At 39.7% G+C, this 16,712-nt stretch carries 13 protein-coding genes and 1 pseudogene; 9 read left to right on the top strand and 5 right to left on the bottom strand.

The features are described 5' to 3' along the window. Positions 1-139: 139 nt before the first annotated feature. Positions 140-1,678, bottom strand: coding sequence for a threonine ammonia-lyase, biosynthetic (ilvA, locus tag NQU59_RS13505; RefSeq protein ID WP_257063785.1), 1,539 nt, complete (start codon positions 1,676-1,678; stop codon positions 140-142). A 103-nt stretch (positions 1,679-1,781) separates the two neighbouring features. Here ilvA and rpiA point away from each other — a divergent pair, with 103 nt between their 5' ends. After that, a complete protein-coding gene (rpiA, locus tag NQU59_RS13500; protein WP_005275181.1) occupies positions 1,782-2,453 on the top strand; it encodes a ribose-5-phosphate isomerase RpiA in 672 nt (223 codons plus the stop codon). After that, positions 2,453-3,148, top strand: coding sequence for a M48 family metallopeptidase (locus tag NQU59_RS13495; protein WP_043969799.1), 696 nt, complete (start codon positions 2,453-2,455; stop codon positions 3,146-3,148). Before rpiA ends, NQU59_RS13495 begins: the two co-directional genes overlap by 1 nt. Positions 3,149-3,165: 17 nt before the next feature. Here the strand turns inward: NQU59_RS13495 and NQU59_RS13490 are convergent, their stop codons facing one another. From NQU59_RS13490 to NQU59_RS13480, 3 genes are all read right to left on the bottom strand, one after another. Then, positions 3,166-3,777, bottom strand: a complete 612-nt coding sequence (locus NQU59_RS13490) for a CDP-alcohol phosphatidyltransferase family protein (protein ID WP_043969800.1) — start codon at positions 3,775-3,777, stop codon at positions 3,166-3,168. A 127-nt stretch (positions 3,778-3,904) separates the two neighbouring features. Next, a complete protein-coding gene (gene phoA, locus NQU59_RS13485) occupies positions 3,905-5,389 on the bottom strand; it encodes an alkaline phosphatase (RefSeq protein ID WP_257063784.1) in 1,485 nt (494 codons plus the stop codon). 144 nt (positions 5,390-5,533) lie between these two features. Continuing rightward, positions 5,534-7,051: a hypothetical protein gene (locus tag NQU59_RS13480; protein WP_257063783.1), complete on the bottom strand. Its 1,518-nt coding sequence runs from the start codon at positions 7,049-7,051 to the stop codon at positions 5,534-5,536. A gap of 273 nt (positions 7,052-7,324) precedes the next feature. On the opposite strand from NQU59_RS13480, the gene argC reads away from it, so the two are divergent. The 7 genes from argC to NQU59_RS13445 all read left to right on the top strand — a co-directional run bounded on the left by argC (position 7,325) and on the right by NQU59_RS13445 (position 15,303). Beyond that, positions 7,325-8,374 carry an N-acetyl-gamma-glutamyl-phosphate reductase gene (gene argC, locus NQU59_RS13475; RefSeq protein ID WP_043969803.1) on the top strand — a complete coding sequence of 350 codons (1,050 nt, stop codon included), beginning with the start codon at positions 7,325-7,327 and terminating at the stop codon, positions 8,372-8,374. Positions 8,375-8,455: 81 nt separating this feature from the next. Then, positions 8,456-9,205, top strand: coding sequence for a DUF6776 family protein (locus tag NQU59_RS13470; protein WP_005241765.1), 750 nt, complete (start codon positions 8,456-8,458; stop codon positions 9,203-9,205). A gap of 23 nt (positions 9,206-9,228) precedes the next feature. Continuing rightward, positions 9,229-9,642 carry an ATP-dependent Clp protease adapter ClpS gene (clpS, locus tag NQU59_RS13465; protein ID WP_168926869.1) on the top strand — a complete coding sequence of 138 codons (414 nt, stop codon included), beginning with the start codon at positions 9,229-9,231 and terminating at the stop codon, positions 9,640-9,642. Positions 9,643-10,008: 366 nt separating this feature from the next. Continuing rightward, the gene (locus NQU59_RS13460; RefSeq protein WP_245106440.1) at positions 10,009-10,155 is read left to right on the top strand and encodes an ATP-dependent Clp protease adaptor ClpS; all 147 of its coding nucleotides are present in this window, start codon (positions 10,009-10,011) and stop codon (positions 10,153-10,155) included. 88 nt (positions 10,156-10,243) lie between these two features. Beyond that, positions 10,244-12,529 carry an ATP-dependent Clp protease ATP-binding subunit ClpA gene (clpA, locus tag NQU59_RS13455; protein WP_016652355.1) on the top strand — a complete coding sequence of 762 codons (2,286 nt, stop codon included), beginning with the start codon at positions 10,244-10,246 and terminating at the stop codon, positions 12,527-12,529. Then, a complete protein-coding gene (locus NQU59_RS13450; RefSeq protein WP_257063781.1) occupies positions 12,529-12,891 on the top strand; it encodes a YnfA family protein in 363 nt (120 codons plus the stop codon). The genes clpA and NQU59_RS13450 overlap by 1 nt, the downstream gene beginning before the upstream one ends. Before the next feature lie 309 nt (positions 12,892-13,200). Beyond that, positions 13,201-15,303, top strand: coding sequence for a TonB-dependent siderophore receptor (locus tag NQU59_RS13445; protein ID WP_257063779.1), 2,103 nt, complete (start codon positions 13,201-13,203; stop codon positions 15,301-15,303). Positions 15,304-15,313: 10 nt separating this feature from the next. On the opposite strand, the pseudogene NQU59_RS13440 reads toward NQU59_RS13445, so the two are convergent. Next, positions 15,314-16,521: pseudogene (locus NQU59_RS13440) on the bottom strand (IS256-like element ISAba26 family transposase). Positions 16,522-16,712: the final 191 nt, after the last annotated feature.

Genomic DNA, 16,712 nt, shown 5'->3' with positions numbered 1-16,712 from the left:
GATAAAAATCTGTTTTTATCCATTTTAAGTTGTAATAATTTTCTATTTGTAATGATTTTGTTTGCAGCAGTATGGAGAACATCAAAATCATCAATTAAAAATAAAGCCGACATCTTCATCGGCTTTATTTTATCGTATTTTATTTAAGAAAGCGCTGATATCCAATATTGTCGCTGATCTCAGCATATGGATAGGTGATTTTCTCCAAAGTTTCGACCAAACCATCTGGATTCTGTTTCGCATCAGTTGCTTCTAGTCCGACCAGAACGCGACCTTCAGCTGCACCATGATTGCGGTAATGGAACAGGGTAATATTGTGTGTAGGGCCTAAGCGCTCCAAGAAAGTAAGCAGTGCACCTGGACGTTCAGGGAACTCGACACGGAACAAACGCTCATTTTCAATATTGGCATGACCACCAATGAGGTAGCGAATATGCAGTTTGGCGACTTCATCATCAGAGAGATCATCTACTTCATATTGTTGTTTCAGTATTTCATGAATTTCATGTCGTTCGGTTTCACCACCTTTGAGACTAATCCCGACAAAGACTTGTGCAAGGTTACTATGACTGGCGCGATAGTTAAATTCTGTAATATTGCGACCTTGAAGTGCTCGACAGAAGTTTAAGAAAGCACCTTTTTGCTCAGGAATTGTCACTGCATAAATGGCTTCACGACGTTCACCAAGCTCAGTACGCTCCGCAATATAACGTAGGCGGTCAAAGTTCATGTTGGCGCCACAAACAATGGACACCATATTTTTGCCTGTTACTTGATGCTCAGCGACATATTTTTTGATCCCAGCCAAGGCCATCGCACCTGATGGTTCAACGATACTGCGATTTTCATCAAAGGTGTCTTTGATCGCTGCACAGATTTCATCGGTATTGACGGTGACGATCTCAGGATCAACAATAGGGCCTGAATTATCTGATTTACGTAAGCGAATGATGTCGAAAGGTAATTCGCCAATTTGTGCGACTGCGGTACCATCTGCAAATAAACCGACATGCTGTAACACGACACGTTCATTGACTTCAAGTGCTGCTTTTAAACAAGCAGATTCTTCGTATTCAACTCCAATCACTTTTACATGTGGAGCCACTTCACCCAAATACGCTGCGACGCCTGCGATCAGACCTCCACCACCAACGGCAACAAAAACGTATTCAACATCGCGCCATTGACGGATTAATTCATTGGCGATGGTACCTTGACCTGCAATAACCAATTCATCGTCATAAGGCGGAATAAAAACCAAACCTTCATCTTCGGCACGTTGTTTCGCATATTTGTTGGCAACATCGAAGCTATCGCCATGCAGTACCACTTGACCACCCAAGCTTTTCACCGCTTGGACTTTAATGTCCGGTGTCGTGCTTGGCATCACAATAATAGCGTGAATACCCAGTTTCTTCCCAGATAATGCAACGCCTTGTGCATGGTTACCCGCAGATGCACAAATTACACCACGCTCGAGTTGATCTTTAGGAAGTTGGCTAATGCGGTTGTACGCACCGCGTAGCTTAAAAGAGAATACAGGTTGTAAATCTTCACGCTTAAATCGAATGTTATTATTAATTCTTTGACTAATTCGTGGAGCTGCTTCAAGCGGTGTTTCAATTGCAACATCATAAACCGTTGCTTGTAAAATTTGTCGTACCACACGAGACAGCATGTTCTTCTTCCCTATAACAGTTTAAAATAGACAATCATTGTAGCAAACCCCCGTGCATTTGCGCTGTTTTTTATAGCAAATGTCAAAATAGTTGAGTGAAGTCATGAGTCTATATGCAAGCCAAGATGAAAAAAAACAAGCTGCCGCCAAAGCAGCTTTGAAACATTTGCCTAAAGGCGGCATTTTGGGCGTAGGAACAGGAAGTACCGTTAATTTTTTAATTGATTTATTGCCTGAATTGCAATTAGAAGCGGCTGTTGCCAGTTCAAATGCAACTGCTGAGCGTTTAAAGAAGTTGGGTATCGAAGTTGTAGATATGAACTCGGTCGGTGGCTTGGATGCTTATGTAGATGGTGCAGATGAAATCGATCGCCATATGCATATGATTAAAGGTGGTGGTGCTGCCTTAACCCGTGAAAAAATTGTTGCATCTATTGCGAAAAAATTCGTCTGTATCGTGGATGACTCAAAATGGGTTGATCAATTAGGACGTGATTTTCCGCTTCCTGTTGAAGTGATTCCTATGGCACGTTCTGCAGTAGCACGTAAGATTGTGGCTTTAGGTGGTGACCCAGTTTATCGCGAAGGTGTGGTGACTGATAATGGCAATGTGATTTTAGATGTTTTTAATTTAAATATTTTAAATGCACTTGAACTAGAAAGAACCTTGAATAATATTCCTGGTGTTGTGACCAATGGTATTTTTGCATTGAATCCAGCAACAATTGCAGTTGTTGCAACTGACAGTGGTATTGAAGAACGTACAGCGCAGTAATGCAATCTGTTTCATTGGAAACGCGATTACCTGACATTAAAGTCGTTCGGCATGCAAGAGCAAGAAATTTGCGCTTGCGTGTCGAGCCGACAGGTATTCGTTTAACCGTTCCTTTATTCTGTAGTAAACGACAGATTCAGCAATTTTTGCATCAATCAGAACAATGGTTGGTCGAGACATGGGCTAAACAACAACAGCAATTAAATCAGGTTGCAGTATTTCCTGAACAATTAGCGCTATTTTTCCATTCGCAACCTTTCCAAATTATCCTGCAACAGCAGCGGCCTCTGTTTAAATTTGATTTTGATCAGCATCTGGTCTGGATAAATGATGGGCAGCCAGAGCAGGCTTTGCAGGCAGCTGTCTTGGCTTATGCAAAGCAGTTTTTACCTGAATATTTGACTCAAGTGAGTCAGCAAATCAGCCTGTCATATCAGCAATGCAATATCCGGAGACCGAAAACGCGTTGGGGTAGTTGTAGTTGCAAACACGACATCATGTTAAATGCTGCATTGGTGCTTATGCCTGAACATATTGTACGATCTGTTTGTGTGCATGAGTTAGCGCATACCAAACATTTTGATCATAGTGCAGCTTTCTGGGGTGAAGTTGAAAAGCATGATCCCTGTTATCTTGCGCATCGAAAGCAGTTAAAACAAATTCAATTGCCTGCTTGGTACTTTAAAAAAGATTAATGTTCTATATAAATGGTTTAACCATTAAAAAGACGATTCTGCTGGACGCTTAAACCTTTTCTGATACGTAAAGCTTGTTTGAGGCTAGGAACATCATTTTGCCATTGTTTGAGGACTAGAATGATGGCAATGATTTCAGTTCGGGTTAAAACACCTAACCAAAAAACGATCCAGAATAAAATTTGGCCTTGTCCTGTGAGCGTGACTTGTACCAACAAAGCGAAGAGAAATAAGGTCCAAATTTTTGCGCCGAGGCTATGGGTGGCCACTTCTTTACGGAACTTAATAAAACTCACAAGGTAAATTGCAACTTCAAATAGCGTCAGAATAATGATGGGCCAGAAATATTGTTTAAAAAAATCGGGTTGTTGTAAATAAATTGAAGCAATTGCACAAATAAAAAAAACTTGGTCAATGTTAGAGTCTAATCGGCGTAATTTTTCGCTTGATATGCCTAGGCGTCTGGCAATGATGCCATCAAAAATATCACTCAGCAGTCCGAGCGTCAGAAAGATCACGGTAAAAATAGCATAGAAGTTAGGCTGAAGTAGGGTGACAGCAACAATAAGAAAACCCAGCACCAATCTGGAATAGATAAGTAAAGTCGGGATTTGATGTTTTAAAGGCATTAAATAAGCAGCATAAAAGATGTGCTGAAAGTATAGCAGGCGATAATAATTAATAAGACTAAAAGTAACATATTATATAAAAAACAACAGCCTAACGAGAGGCTGTTGTTCAAAGACATGTTCAATATTATTGAATACCTAAAGCATCTTTCATGATGAAGAACAAATCTGTTTGATCAAGTAATCCTGATACATTAGCAGCACGAGGTCCATAAGCAGCAATACGCACTTGGGATCCAGTATGATGTTGACTTGAACCTTCTGGTGCTGTGCCATAATTGATTGCCATTGTAACACCATCTTTGGTTTTTAATGCTGCTGTTTGACCTGGGCTCTCACCTTTAATTGGAATGATCTGGCTGGTATGTGCATGATCACCAGTAACAATAATCAAGGTGTCACCATACGCTTTGGCGAATTTAAGTGCAACTTGAATAGCCTCATCCAGCTGTACAGTTTCACCAATTTGGCCACACGGATCTGCTGCATGGTTCCGTTTATCAATTGAACCACTTTCAACTTGTAAGAAGAAGCCTTTGGGATTGGGTTTTAGGAGCTCAAGCGCTTTCTCGGTCATTTGTGCTAAACGAGGAGTTGAAGTGGTAAATGCAGTATTGTCTCTACAGCTTTCCGCTTCTTTTTTATGACCATTCAGTTGTGTGTTCGGGCCACTCCAAATGACAGGGAGATTACCGTCAGCAAATAAACCTAGAAGAGGTTGGTTTTGATCAGCAAAATTGACTGCTTTAAGTGAGTTAAGATCTTCAACAATCCGATAGTTTTCTAATTTGGCACGTTCAAGTAATGTTTTGCCTTGGAAAGGGCCTGCTTTGGCAACTTGATAAAAACTTTTTCTACCACCGCCTAAAGTTACATCTGCACGGGCTGATAAAAGTTGTTCGGTAATTGAACCGAGACCGCCATTTTCAAGCGCACTATCGGTACAATTTGCTGAGGTTTCATTTGGACCATAGCATTTACGTGAACTGATGTGAGCAACTAAAGCAGCGGGTGTGGCATCCTGCAATTCAGTTGTCGTGACATTACCTGTTGCAAATCCTGCTTTTTTGGCCAGTTCTAAAATTGTAGCATGATGCTTTTTGTAGATATCTAAACCGAGCGCATTATTATAGGTTTTAATCCCTGAAGCCCATGCTGTTGCAGAAGCGGCTGAATCTGTTACATAATCAATATTGCCATTTTTATCGAGTGCATAGGTTGTATAACTCCCTGTGAATGGTAATACATCTAAGCCTTTAAAATAACCAGCCGCACCTTCCGCATAATTACGTGCAGCAGTGATTTCTGAATCGCTCGTCCCATCTCCAATAAATAAAATGATATTTTTTACAGTTTTGTCGCTTAAAGAATCTTTCACCGCTTGTGTTCGCTCTTTCTTTAAACGGGTTGCACCACCAAATTGACGGATATCCCCACTGGCGCCAGCTTCAAGTAATTCACCAAGTTGTGTATTGGGTGATGGTGTTGGCAGCTCTGTGGTTGGAGGCGGTTGTGGTGTTGGTTGAGGTTGCTTAGAAGAAGAGTCGTGATCATTGCCGCAAGCGACCAAGAGAGAAATAACAGCAGGTAAAAGTAATAGTTTAAATTTCACGTGATTTCAACTTGAAAAATAGTTGAAAATGATAGTAATAATTAAATGTGAAATTTTGGTTAAAATTATATTTTGAATTTCTTTAATTTATTGCTCATTCAGGCTATGAAGCTTAGCTTCCATAGCCTGAATAACGTGTAGATATTAGAAATTACATTGTAATTGAGTTGTCTGGAGTTGATCTGGGGCTTTACGGCTATCCAAGCCTGCGCTTGCACTGAGGACTTGATTCTGCTTGATTCTTAATTGAATGAAATTGTACTGAAGCGTACTGTTGTTGGGTTGTGTTGAGCTACTATTTAATAAATATTCAGAATTGGCTTTATCAACCTGTAACAAGTTATCTGTACTATCACCATCCAGTTTTGAGCTAAAAGTTTGCCCATCTTTTACTAACTCTAACTGGCCATCACCACGGATATTAAGTTGACAGTTACTGTTTGGGTCTTTGTAATTGCCAATCAAATATTCAATGGATGGTAAGCTAGCACTGACAATATTAATTCCTGTAATACCTTGTTTACACGGGTAAATAGAGCCATTGCATGTTTCAGTTGTATCAGTGAATCCAACAGCACGGCGGTAATCACCAGCACCAACAACGCGGAAAGCATCTGCCGTATTATTTATAGGGCCATTACCAGCATAGGATTTTTGTTGCAGGAAGCTATAACCTTGTGGGTTTAAGGCTGCTTGACGATAACTATCGGCCAGTTGTAATACTGCCTGTTTTAATGAAGCAGCAAAAGTGTCTCTGGCATTTTTCTGATTTGCGGCAATGAATAAGAGATTGTTCTTGGAGGGATCAATATTGTTCGGAGTTGCAGTGACTAATGACGTAAGCGTACTTTGATCGCCGCGTAATTTTTTCGCATCAAGATAACCGTCTCTTAAATCTACTGCCAGATTTTTGGTAAATTCAGCAAAGTTATTGTTGGGATAAAGATTTGCCCATTGCTGAATAAAACCAAAACTGAGATAGGTGTTCACGTATGAATTCAGGTTTAATGTGGCATCTTGGGGGGAAAATACTTTTAGAACAGAGGAAGAGCTTAGATTTGGGATATCTAATTGATAAAACGCACTAGTTAAAGCTGAATTTACATCGGCAGTGGCCAGATTTAATTGAGAAGCACTCACTTTTGTTGGGTTGATATTGATATCTGTTGGCAGAGAGCCAGAACGAACCAAGGCACGTTGATAAATTGCTTCTGAACCTGGATTAATATAAATCGTTTGCGTAAGACTATTGGTATTGACTTCAACCAGACTATGCAATGTCATAGAAACATTTTGATATTGACTATTTTGAAAGTTGAACACCAATGAATTCGGAGTCGTTGAGATCTCAATGCGGTATAACCGTTCTTTATTTAGAACACGCGGTAGAGTGATATTAATGTCCGACGTTGTACTTAAGTTTTGTTCCAGAACAAGAGTATTATCAAAATTATCAAAGATTCTAAGCACAACATCTCGCATTTCAACTGCAGCAATGATATTGAAGCTTTTGGGTTTGGGTTCAGTAACTGTTGGTGTTGTTTCTACTTTTGCACTACTTTCACCACTTCCACAGCCAATTAACGCAGAGCTGAGTAGAAGGGTGCTTAGTCCTAAGCAGATATGATGATGTAATCTTTGTTTTGACATCAAAGAAGGCATTCCAGCTCTCCAAAAAATTTTGCATCCATGAAATTTATTATTACCGCAATTTTTTATTCTATTCGAATAGTGAAATGATTCAATAGTATTTCTTGACCAATGGTAAAATCACTTCAAATATAATGTAGTTATTGATCTTCATGTGTCGGCTTATGGCTGATTAATGTGGCTAGATAACATTTTTATTTTCTTAAAAGTTAGGCACTTGAAGATTGTGTAAAATTCGGCAAACTGCCATACTATTTACCTAAATGAACGCTTGAGGTGTCACACGTGATTTCTGTTGGTATTGTTGGTGGAACTGGATACACTGGGGTTGAGCTATTACGTCTTTTGTTAAGACATTCACAAGTTCAGGTTCGTATTCTCACTTCTCGTACAGAAGCAGGAAAGCGCGTTGCAGATATGTTTCCGAGTTTGCGCGGACATACAACACTTGAGTTTTCAGATCTGGATTTAGATCAATTAGCGCAATGTGATGTTGTATTTTTTGCTACTCCACATGGTGTTGCAATGCAACATGCAGAAAAACTGGTCGCTGCTGGTACTAAAGTGATTGATCTTGCAGCTGATTTCCGTTTACAAAACTTGGCCCAGTTTGAAAAATGGTATGGTATGCAACATAGTTGTCCAGCTATGTTAAAAGATTCTGTATATGGTTTAACTGAATTAAATCGCGAAAAAATCAAACAAGCACAAGTTATTGGTAATCCAGGATGCTATCCAACCACAGTGCAACTGGGTCTGGCACCATTACTTAAAACATCAAGTCCGCTTATTAATACACAAAGTATTATTGTGGATGCAAAATCAGGCGTATCTGGTGCAGGTCGTAAAGCAAGCCTTGGTATGATTTACAGTGAGAATGCTGATAATTTTAAAGCGTATGGTGTTGCTGGGCATCGCCATCATCCAGAAATTGTTGAAGCGCTGGAAAATATTTCTGGGCAAAAAGGACAGTTTGATCAGCTTATTTTTGTTCCGCATTTAGTGCCTATGATTCGCGGTATGCTGAGTACAATTTATGTGGACTTAACTGAGCAAGGTCAGCAAATTGATTTACAAACTCATTATGAAGATTTTTATAAAAATGAAAGATTTGTAGATGTTATGCCTGCGAATAGTTCACCAGAAACACGTAGTGTTCGTGGTGCCAATGAACTCAGAATCGCTCTCTATCGCCCACAACCAAATAAACTGATCATTCTGGTTGCGCAAGATAACTTGGTGAAAGGTGCAGCAGGTCAGGCGGTTCAAAATATGAACTTAATGTTTGGTTTTGATGAAGCAGCAGGCTTGGAAGGTATTGGTTTATTACCATAAAAAACTCTTTTTTACTTCACACACATTTAAATTTCGATTTTAATGTGTGCTTTGATGCAGATCATAACGATAGAGATGATGATGGAAAACGTTGAACCGACTACTTCACCAGACAGTTCCGTTGAAAAAAATAAATTCTTAAAAACGAATTTACCTTTGATTATTGGCGCTACGATTTTGATCGGTAGCAGTTTTATGCTTGGTTATACTGTTGGTCACCGTCAAGGTTTAACTGTAGTGGGATATGATGCAGATGCTGAGCAGTTGGTTGATGTTGTTCAGAAGCAAAAAACCGCTTTAGATTCAGTTAGCAAAAGTTTGAATGCGGCTGTTCAAGAGCGAGATATGGCTGTGAGTAATGCAGATGACTTGTTCAAGGCTGTGAACCAAGCCAATGCAGATAAAACCCAGTTTGAAGGAATGAATACGATTTATCGTGATATCTTGAGGCAGCGTGGTGGTGTCAGTTTAACCATACAAAATATGGCGATTAAATCATTACCTGAAAATGCATTTGAATATCAGATTGATCTTGTTCAAGTTAGCCCAAATAAACGCCGTGCATCTGGTTCGGTTGAATTACGTCTGATTAAAGATACTGAAGTTTTAGTCGTACCTTTAGAAGACAGAAACTTTAACTTTGAAGATTTTGAGCGTTTGACTGGGCGTTGGACAATGCCTAAAGGTTTTACACCTCAATTCATTGAAGTACGTTTGACAGGATCGGGTACACCTGTAATCAAACGTTTTAGCTGGCAGCGTGGTAAGCCTGTGGATGTAAGTTCAGCTTTTGTATCAGAAATCCCGCAAGCAGAAGCGAATGCTCAATAATTTTTTTAGATTAAGAACTCAATATGCGAAGATACAAACGCCAAATGAATTTAAGTGAAGTGAAAAACTCTTTTCATCAATCAGGTTATGTCGATTGGCACTTAAATCCACGTTTAAGTGATTCGCAAGAGGATCATGACGGTGAGGTAGTGGTACAAACTGCCCCGCCAGAGTTAAAACGCCCGCCCTTATATGCGGTTGTGTTAATGAATGATGATTACACACCAATGGATTTTGTCATTGAAGTTTTGCAAAGCTATTTTGGGCTGAACTTTGATCAGGCCAGTCAAGTGATGCTTACGGTTCATTACGAAGGTAAAGGAACAGCAGGTATTTACCCACGGGATATTGCTGAGACCAAAGCCAATCAAGTGAATAACTATGCCCGTTCGCAAGGCCATCCTTTGCTATGTCAGATCGAACCTGAGCAGCGTTAAGAAAAGCAACGCACTTGCGGAATATTATTCCTCATGCGCAAGACGAGCAACTAAGTTGCGAGTAAAAGCGTTAAGAAAAGCAACGCACTTGCGGAATATTATTCCTCATGCGCAAGACCTTGCGTCATAATATAGCTTAGATGTTATGCGTGAAAGTGTTAAGAAATATCACTTTCATTTCAGCTTTCGAGATAAAGATGGTTCAAAGCATATATTGTTTTATGCTAAAAACATGAAACAATATACTGAGTATTTCTAGGTTAAACCTATGTATGATTTGTTAGGCTTTAGGCAAGGCTATAAAGTATTACAATTTTTCATAGGTTTAATGTGGTTTCATAAATTAATAACTATTTCGCTGTCTTTTTGAACAATTGGATTAGTCCTATTCTCTTTGTAATTGAATTTTTACAACAATACTTGGTTTTGAATCTTGACCAAGATACTCAACTAATGCTAACAGTAGATTATGAAGCAAAGAGGCTTGTAGACGTATATTCAATTACGCTTTGAGAAGCTCAGCGGATCAAGTCAATAATCAGCTTTTTCACTAAAAGAAGTGTCTTTTTTTTTGAGAAAGCCCAAGATATAAGGGGGTTACATGCTCAGTCGTCAATTAGAAGTATCGTTACGTTTGGCTGTTAGCATGGCTCGTCAAAAGAGACATGAGTTTCTGACAGTTGAACATTTGTTGCTTGCCTTGCTAGATAATGATTCTGCTGTGAATGCATTAAAAGCATGTGGCGCGGATATCGTTACTTTACGTAAAGAATTAGAGGAATATGTAGAGCAACATACCCCAAAACTTGGTGATAATAGCGAACAAGCCCCTCATCCAACAGAGAGTTTTGATCGAATTTTACAGCGTGCCATCTTCCATGTTCAATCAAGTGGCGGTGACCGTACGGTTGAAGGTGCTGACGTTTTAGTTGCGATGTATTCAGAACGAGATTCATTTGCGGTTTATTTGCTTAAACGCCATCAAATTAACCGTTTAACTTTGACTCAATACTTGTCTCATGGCACTCGAAAAGACGAAATTCAAGTAGAAGAAGAAGTCGAAGATATTGAAGGCGAAAGTGCAGCTTCAGCAAATGCTGGACCACTTGAACAATACACGCTGAACTTAAATGTCGAAGCGCAAAAGGGCAAAACGGATCCGTTAATTGGTCGTGAGAAAGAAATTGAGCGTGCAGCACAAATCTTATGCCGTCGTCGTAAAAACAATCCACTTTTAGTGGGTGACCCTGGTGTAGGCAAAACTTCGATTGCTGAAGGTTTGGCATGGCTGATTGTGAATGGTAAAGCACCAAAACCATTGGCGAATGCAGAAGTTTATAGTTTAGACATTGGTGCCTTGGTTGCAGGGACTAAATATCGTGGTGACTTTGAAAAGCGTTTAAAACAGCTTTTGAATGCGTTGAAAAAAAATCCAAATGCGATTTTATTTATCGATGAAATTCATATGATCATTGGTGCTGGTTCGAGTATGGGTAGCACAATGGACGCATCGAATTTAATTAAACCTGCTTTGGCGAATGGGACCTTGCGTTGCATCGGTTCAACAACTTTCCAGGAATATCGTCAGGTATTCGAAAAAGACCATGCCTTGTCTCGCCGTTTCCAAAAGATTGATGTGAATGAACCAAGCATTAATGAAACGATTGAAATTTTGCGTGGTTTGAAAAACAAGTTCGAAGATTTCCATCATGTCGAATATGATGACAAAGCATTGGTTGCTGCAGTTGAGTTATCAGCTAAATTTATCAATGATCGCTTCTTGCCAGACAAAGCAATTGATGTCATTGATGAGGCTGGGGCTCAACGCCGTTTAAAAGCTGAGATTGATGGCACAACGATTTCAGTTGAAAATATTGAAGATATTGTTTCCAAGATTGCCCGTATTCCACCGAAAACAGTATCTAAAGATGACAAGTCGGTACTTGAAAATCTGGAACGTGATCTGAAACGTGTGGTGTTTGGTCAGGATGAGGCGATTACAGCGCTTGCTTCAGCGATCAAATTATCACGGGCAGGTTTAAAAGCACCAGATAAACCAGTCGGCAGCTTTGTGTTTGCTGGCCCAACAGGTGTGGGTAAAACCGAAGTGACCAAACAGCTTGCCAAGTTGTTAGGTGTAGAGCTGGTTCGTTTTGATATGTCTGAGTATATGGAACGTCATGCAGTTTCTCGTTTGATCGGTGCGCCTCCGGGTTATGTTGGTTATGATCAAGGTGGTTTACTGACCGACGCGATTCATAAAAATCCGCATTGTGTCTTGTTATTAGATGAAATCGAGAAGGCGCACCCAGATGTATTTAACTTGTTATTACAAGTCATGGATCATGGTGCTTTGACTGATAATAATGGTCGCAAATCTGACTTCAGAAATGTGATTATTGTGCTCACCACCAATATTGGCGCAGAGAGTATTGTCCGTGCAAGTATTGGTTTCACTGAGCAAGATCATAGTGCAGATAACCAAGATGCAATGAAACGTGCATTCTCGCCTGAATTCCGTAACCGTTTGGATGGCGTGATTCAATTTAAAGCACTTCCGACCACGATCATCGATTCAGTGGTAGACAAATTCTTGACTGAGTTACAAGCACAGCTTGATGAAAAACAGGTGGTACTTGATGTTGATCAAAGTGCACGTGACTGGTTATCAGCCAATGGCTACGACCGTCTCATGGGGGCTCGTCCAATGCAACGTCTGATTCAGGAACATTTGAAAAAGCCGCTTGCTGAGATGATTTTGTTTGGTGAACTTGCTGAGCATGGTGGTAATGTGGCAGTTTCTGTAAAAACAGAAAATGGCAAAGAAGTCGGCTTAAAATTGGAAGTCTTTGAAGATCATATTAACCCGAGTGCTGAACCTGCTTAATGTTTGAACTATCTTTCTCGATAACCCAAGTACTTAAAGTATTTGGGTTATTTTTCGTCACAGCAATTGCTGAAATTCTTGGTTGTTATTTCCCTTATTTAATTTTGAATCAAGGCAAGTCAAATTGGTTATGGATTCCCACAGCACTAAGCTTGGCGGTCTTTGTGTGGTTGCTGACTTTGCACCCTGCGGCATCAGGTCGTATTTATGCGGCTTATGGGGGAATTTATATATTTACTGCATTATTGTGGCTACGTTATGTTGATCAAATCATGCTAACACGTTGGGATGTTTTAGGTGGTTTCGTTGTTTTGTGTGGCGCAGGTCTAATCATTTTGCAACCGCAAGGTTTAGTGCGTTAGTTTCATTAAGCATGGTATATACCATGCTTAATTTTTGAACAAGAAAAGTAAAACAACATCCAAGCACTAGGTTATGCTTATTATTCAAATTAAATAAGCGAGGCCATGATAAGCCGAATTTAGGCACAAAGAGGCTACTTTTACGGCCTGTTATGAAAATCAGGCTGACAGAATACTGCTACGATTGATAATGATTTTTATTTTCATTTTTTACAATCGAGTGTGTTCATGGAATCCTTAGTTTCCAACAGAAGTGTATTTTCTCCCAGAATTTTAGTATCAGCGATTTCCTTGGTAATTGGTTCAGATGTGTGGGCAGCCGACACAACCAATACATTGCCTACAATAACGGTTAAAGCTGAAGACAATCATGAGAGCTATACTGTTCAATCAAGTCGAAGCTCAACTAAACTCGATTTAAATTTAAAAGATACTCCACAGAGCTTAACAGTGCTGACGCAGCAGCAGATAGAGGATCAAAATCTAACAGATATAAGCAGAGTTTTAGAGGAAACACCTGGGGTAAGTAAAAGTCAGCATGGACAAGAAGGTGCTGGCTTTTCAGATTATTACGCTCGTGGTTTTAAGCTCAATAATTTTATGCGCGATGGTATTCCAACCAGTGCGGCATCTTTTGGTGGAGCTTATAACATTGGTTTGGAGGACACGGCCATTTATGACCGTATCGAAATTTTAAAAGGTGCTACAGGTCTGTTGGGTGGTTCAGGTAATCCAAGTGCCAGTATTAATTATATCCGTAAACGCGCGACTGAAAATACACAAGGCTCGATTAAAGTTCAGGCGGGAAGTTGGGATCGATACCGTAGTCAATTTGATGTATCGGGTGGATTAAATACAGATAAAACTTTGAAAGGACGATTGGTTGCGGCACATTCGTCAGGAGGTAATCAGCAAGACCGTTATCATAAAGATTTTACTTTACTGTATGGCACGGTAGATTATGATCTCAGCGATCAGACGACACTAACAACCGCGCTGAGTATGCAACAAAATAAAATTTACAATGCCGCACAACATGGTTTTCCATTTGTGAGTGGGGATGGTTTGAAACAAACCACATTTGGACCAAGGGATAATCCAGCCACTCACGATTCAAATCTTAAAGTAGATAATTTATATGTTGTACTGGGCTTAGAACATCAATTTAGTCCAGATTGGAAAGGGGCGATTAACTATAGTTATGCCAAGACAGACAGCGATCAAATTAAAAACATAGCAGGCTATACTCTAAATTATCAAGATGAAAATGGTGTCGTCAACGGTACTGACGGGGATGGTAACCCTATTATCTTAAAGCCGGGAGAAATGAGTATTCATGGGAGTAAGTTTATAAATACACCGGAAGTTCATGCAATTGATAGTTTTGTTTCGGGGCGGTTTCAAGCACTTGGTCGTGAGCATGAATTAAGTTTTGGGATTAATGGATACAAAGTAAATGCCAATGATCCTGCTTATAAAGTTTGGCAATTTTCATCTAGACCGATCCAAGACTACCATGGTGATGTGGGAGACTATATCAATTTGACTCCTATAGGGCGGACGATAACCGATGAATATCAGATTGGTGGGTTTGCCTCGGCCAAACTACAGTTAGCAGATCCAGTAAAACTGATTTTAGGCTCACGTTTGAGTAGTTGGGAGCGCAAAAGTACAGGGGCTGAACAAAAACAAAGTCATATTTATACGCCTTATGTAGGTTTGATTTTAGATATAAATGATCAGATCTCTGCATATACAAGCTATACCTCTATTTTTAATCCATCTACTCGAAAAAATGTTACAGGCCAATTCTTAGACCCAGAAGAGGGAAATAGTGTAGAAATAGGCTTAAAAGCAGAATTCTTTAATCAACGCTTAAATACCAACCTTGCTTACTTCGAAACCAAGCAAGATAACTTTGCTGTTAGAGATGGTGAGAAGTTTACTACTGATGGTGAATTTGCTTATATTGCAGTGAATGGCGCTAAGGTAAAGGGCATAGAGTTATCGGTTGCTGGTGAATTGAGCCCTTATTGGCATATTTCTGGTGGATATACTTACACAGATGCAAAAGATCGGGATGGAAAAACCTTAACAACAGCTACAGGAAGTTCACTTCCACGACAGACGCTGAAATTGTTCACAACCTATCAATGGGATAAATTGACATTAGGGGCTGGGGTGAATTGGCAAAGTGAAATTTTTGATACACGTGCACGCGGCGTAGCAACTCAGTTTAATCGACAAGATGACTATGCTTTATTGAATCTAATGGGGAAATATCAGATCAATCCAGATCTCAGTATTGCGGTCAATGTTGATAATGTCGGAAATACAGTCTATAAAAGAACGGCAATCAATACTTGGGGGGAGCTACGTAATTTTATGGAGCCTGTAAATTATTTTGTGTAAGTTCCATTTTTTATAAATGATCTTTTAATCGATCATCGAACTGAATCGTAAACCAATTCATTGCTAAACGCCAATTTTGAATTGGCATCGTCCATTTCTTCGCAGCATTTGATGTTGCTAAGTAAATGACCTTCTTTACTGAGTCATCAGATGAAAAGATTTTCCTCTTCTTCGTTGAATGGCGTATTACGCTATTCAACGACTCAATCGCATTTGTTGTATAAATTGCATGACGTATTTCGGCTGGATAGCTAAAGATCGTTCGGATATTTTCCCAATTGGCCCGCCAGGATTCTCCAATTTTGGGATACTGGTGATTCCATTGATCACAGAAGATGTCTAGGGACTTTAAAGCATTTTCCTCTGTACTTGCCTGATAAATCGCTTTCAGACCCGAGGTAACAGCCTTGTAGTCTTTCCAGCTTACAAATCTCAGGCTATTGCGTACAACATGCACGATACACAGTTGAATATCAGTATGAGGGTAAACGGAGGCTATCGCGTCAGGAAAGCCTTTTAATCCATCTACACAGGCAACAAGAATATCCTGTACTCCTCGATTTTTTAGCTCTGTCATGACTGACAGCCAGAATTTGGCACCTTCTGTCTGAGCAATCCACATACCCAGTAATTCTTTTTGTCCATCCATATTGATGCCTAAAGCAAGGTATACGGACTTGTTAATCACATTGGAGTGCTGACGGACTTTGACAACAATACAGTCAAGATAGACAACAGGATAAAGGCTATCTAAGGCTCTATTTTGCCACTCAGTCACTTGCTCAATCACAGCATCGGTAACTTTGCTGATGAGAGATGCTGAGACATCGGCATCGTACATTTCTTTGAAGAAGGCTACAATTTCCCTATTAGTCATTCCTTTTGCATACAGTGAGAGGATTTGGTCATCCATACTGGTGATGCGTGTTTGGTGCTTTTGATAATTTGTGGCTCAAATGAACCTTCTCGATCACGGGGAATATCTAAAGCCAGTTGTCCATCTTGAGTTGTAATGGTTTTAGAACTAAACCCATTACGGCTATTTGAGCCTTTCCTGGACTGATGCTTTTCATAACCGAGATGGTCTGAAAGTTCAGTATTGAGTGCAGTTTCAATCATGAATTTTTTAAAGACTGCTGTCATTTGGTTTAAGTCTTCTGGTGTTTTTAGACCTTTAGCCAATTCGGCAGCCATACTTTTGATTGTTGCTTCATCCATGTGAAGTACCTTTTGTAATTATCCTCTGAAGGATAAATGAAAATTAAGTACTTACACAAAATTTAGAACAGTCCCATTTTATGGCAACCCTTAATTATAAGTTTTGATGATGCTATTTAAATCTTAAAACAATCAGGTCGTTTGAAGTGACTGTTTCATTCAGGCATGAACATTATTTTGCCATGCCTGAA

It is taken from the genome of Acinetobacter colistiniresistens (genome assembly GCF_024582815.1).
Classification (GTDB): Bacteria; Pseudomonadota; Gammaproteobacteria; order Pseudomonadales; family Moraxellaceae; genus Acinetobacter.
Note: the sequence above shows the minus strand (reverse complement) of the source record. Positions and strands in the feature narration are given on the sequence as shown.

What these genes read in the sequence shown, in the direction of transcription:
- ilvA (WP_257063785.1), bottom strand. Translation starts at nt 1,678, where the DNA reads ATGCTGTCTCGTGTGGTACGACAAATTTTACAAGCAACGGTTTATGAT.
- rpiA (WP_005275181.1), top strand. Translation starts at nt 1,782, where the DNA reads ATGAGTCTATATGCAAGCCAAGATGAAAAAAAACAAGCTGCCGCCAAA.
- NQU59_RS13495 (WP_043969799.1), top strand. Translation starts at nt 2,453, where the DNA reads ATGCAATCTGTTTCATTGGAAACGCGATTACCTGACATTAAAGTCGTT.
- NQU59_RS13490 (WP_043969800.1), bottom strand. Translation starts at nt 3,777, where the DNA reads ATGCCTTTAAAACATCAAATCCCGACTTTACTTATCTATTCCAGATTG.
- NQU59_RS13480 (WP_257063783.1), bottom strand. Translation starts at nt 7,051, where the DNA reads ATGCCTTCTTTGATGTCAAAACAAAGATTACATCATCATATCTGCTTA.
- NQU59_RS13470 (WP_005241765.1), top strand. Translation starts at nt 8,456, where the DNA reads ATGGAAAACGTTGAACCGACTACTTCACCAGACAGTTCCGTTGAAAAA.
- clpS (WP_168926869.1), top strand. Translation starts at nt 9,229, where the DNA reads ATGCGAAGATACAAACGCCAAATGAATTTAAGTGAAGTGAAAAACTCT.
- clpA (WP_016652355.1), top strand. Translation starts at nt 10,244, where the DNA reads ATGCTCAGTCGTCAATTAGAAGTATCGTTACGTTTGGCTGTTAGCATG.
- NQU59_RS13450 (WP_257063781.1), top strand. Translation starts at nt 12,529, where the DNA reads ATGTTTGAACTATCTTTCTCGATAACCCAAGTACTTAAAGTATTTGGG.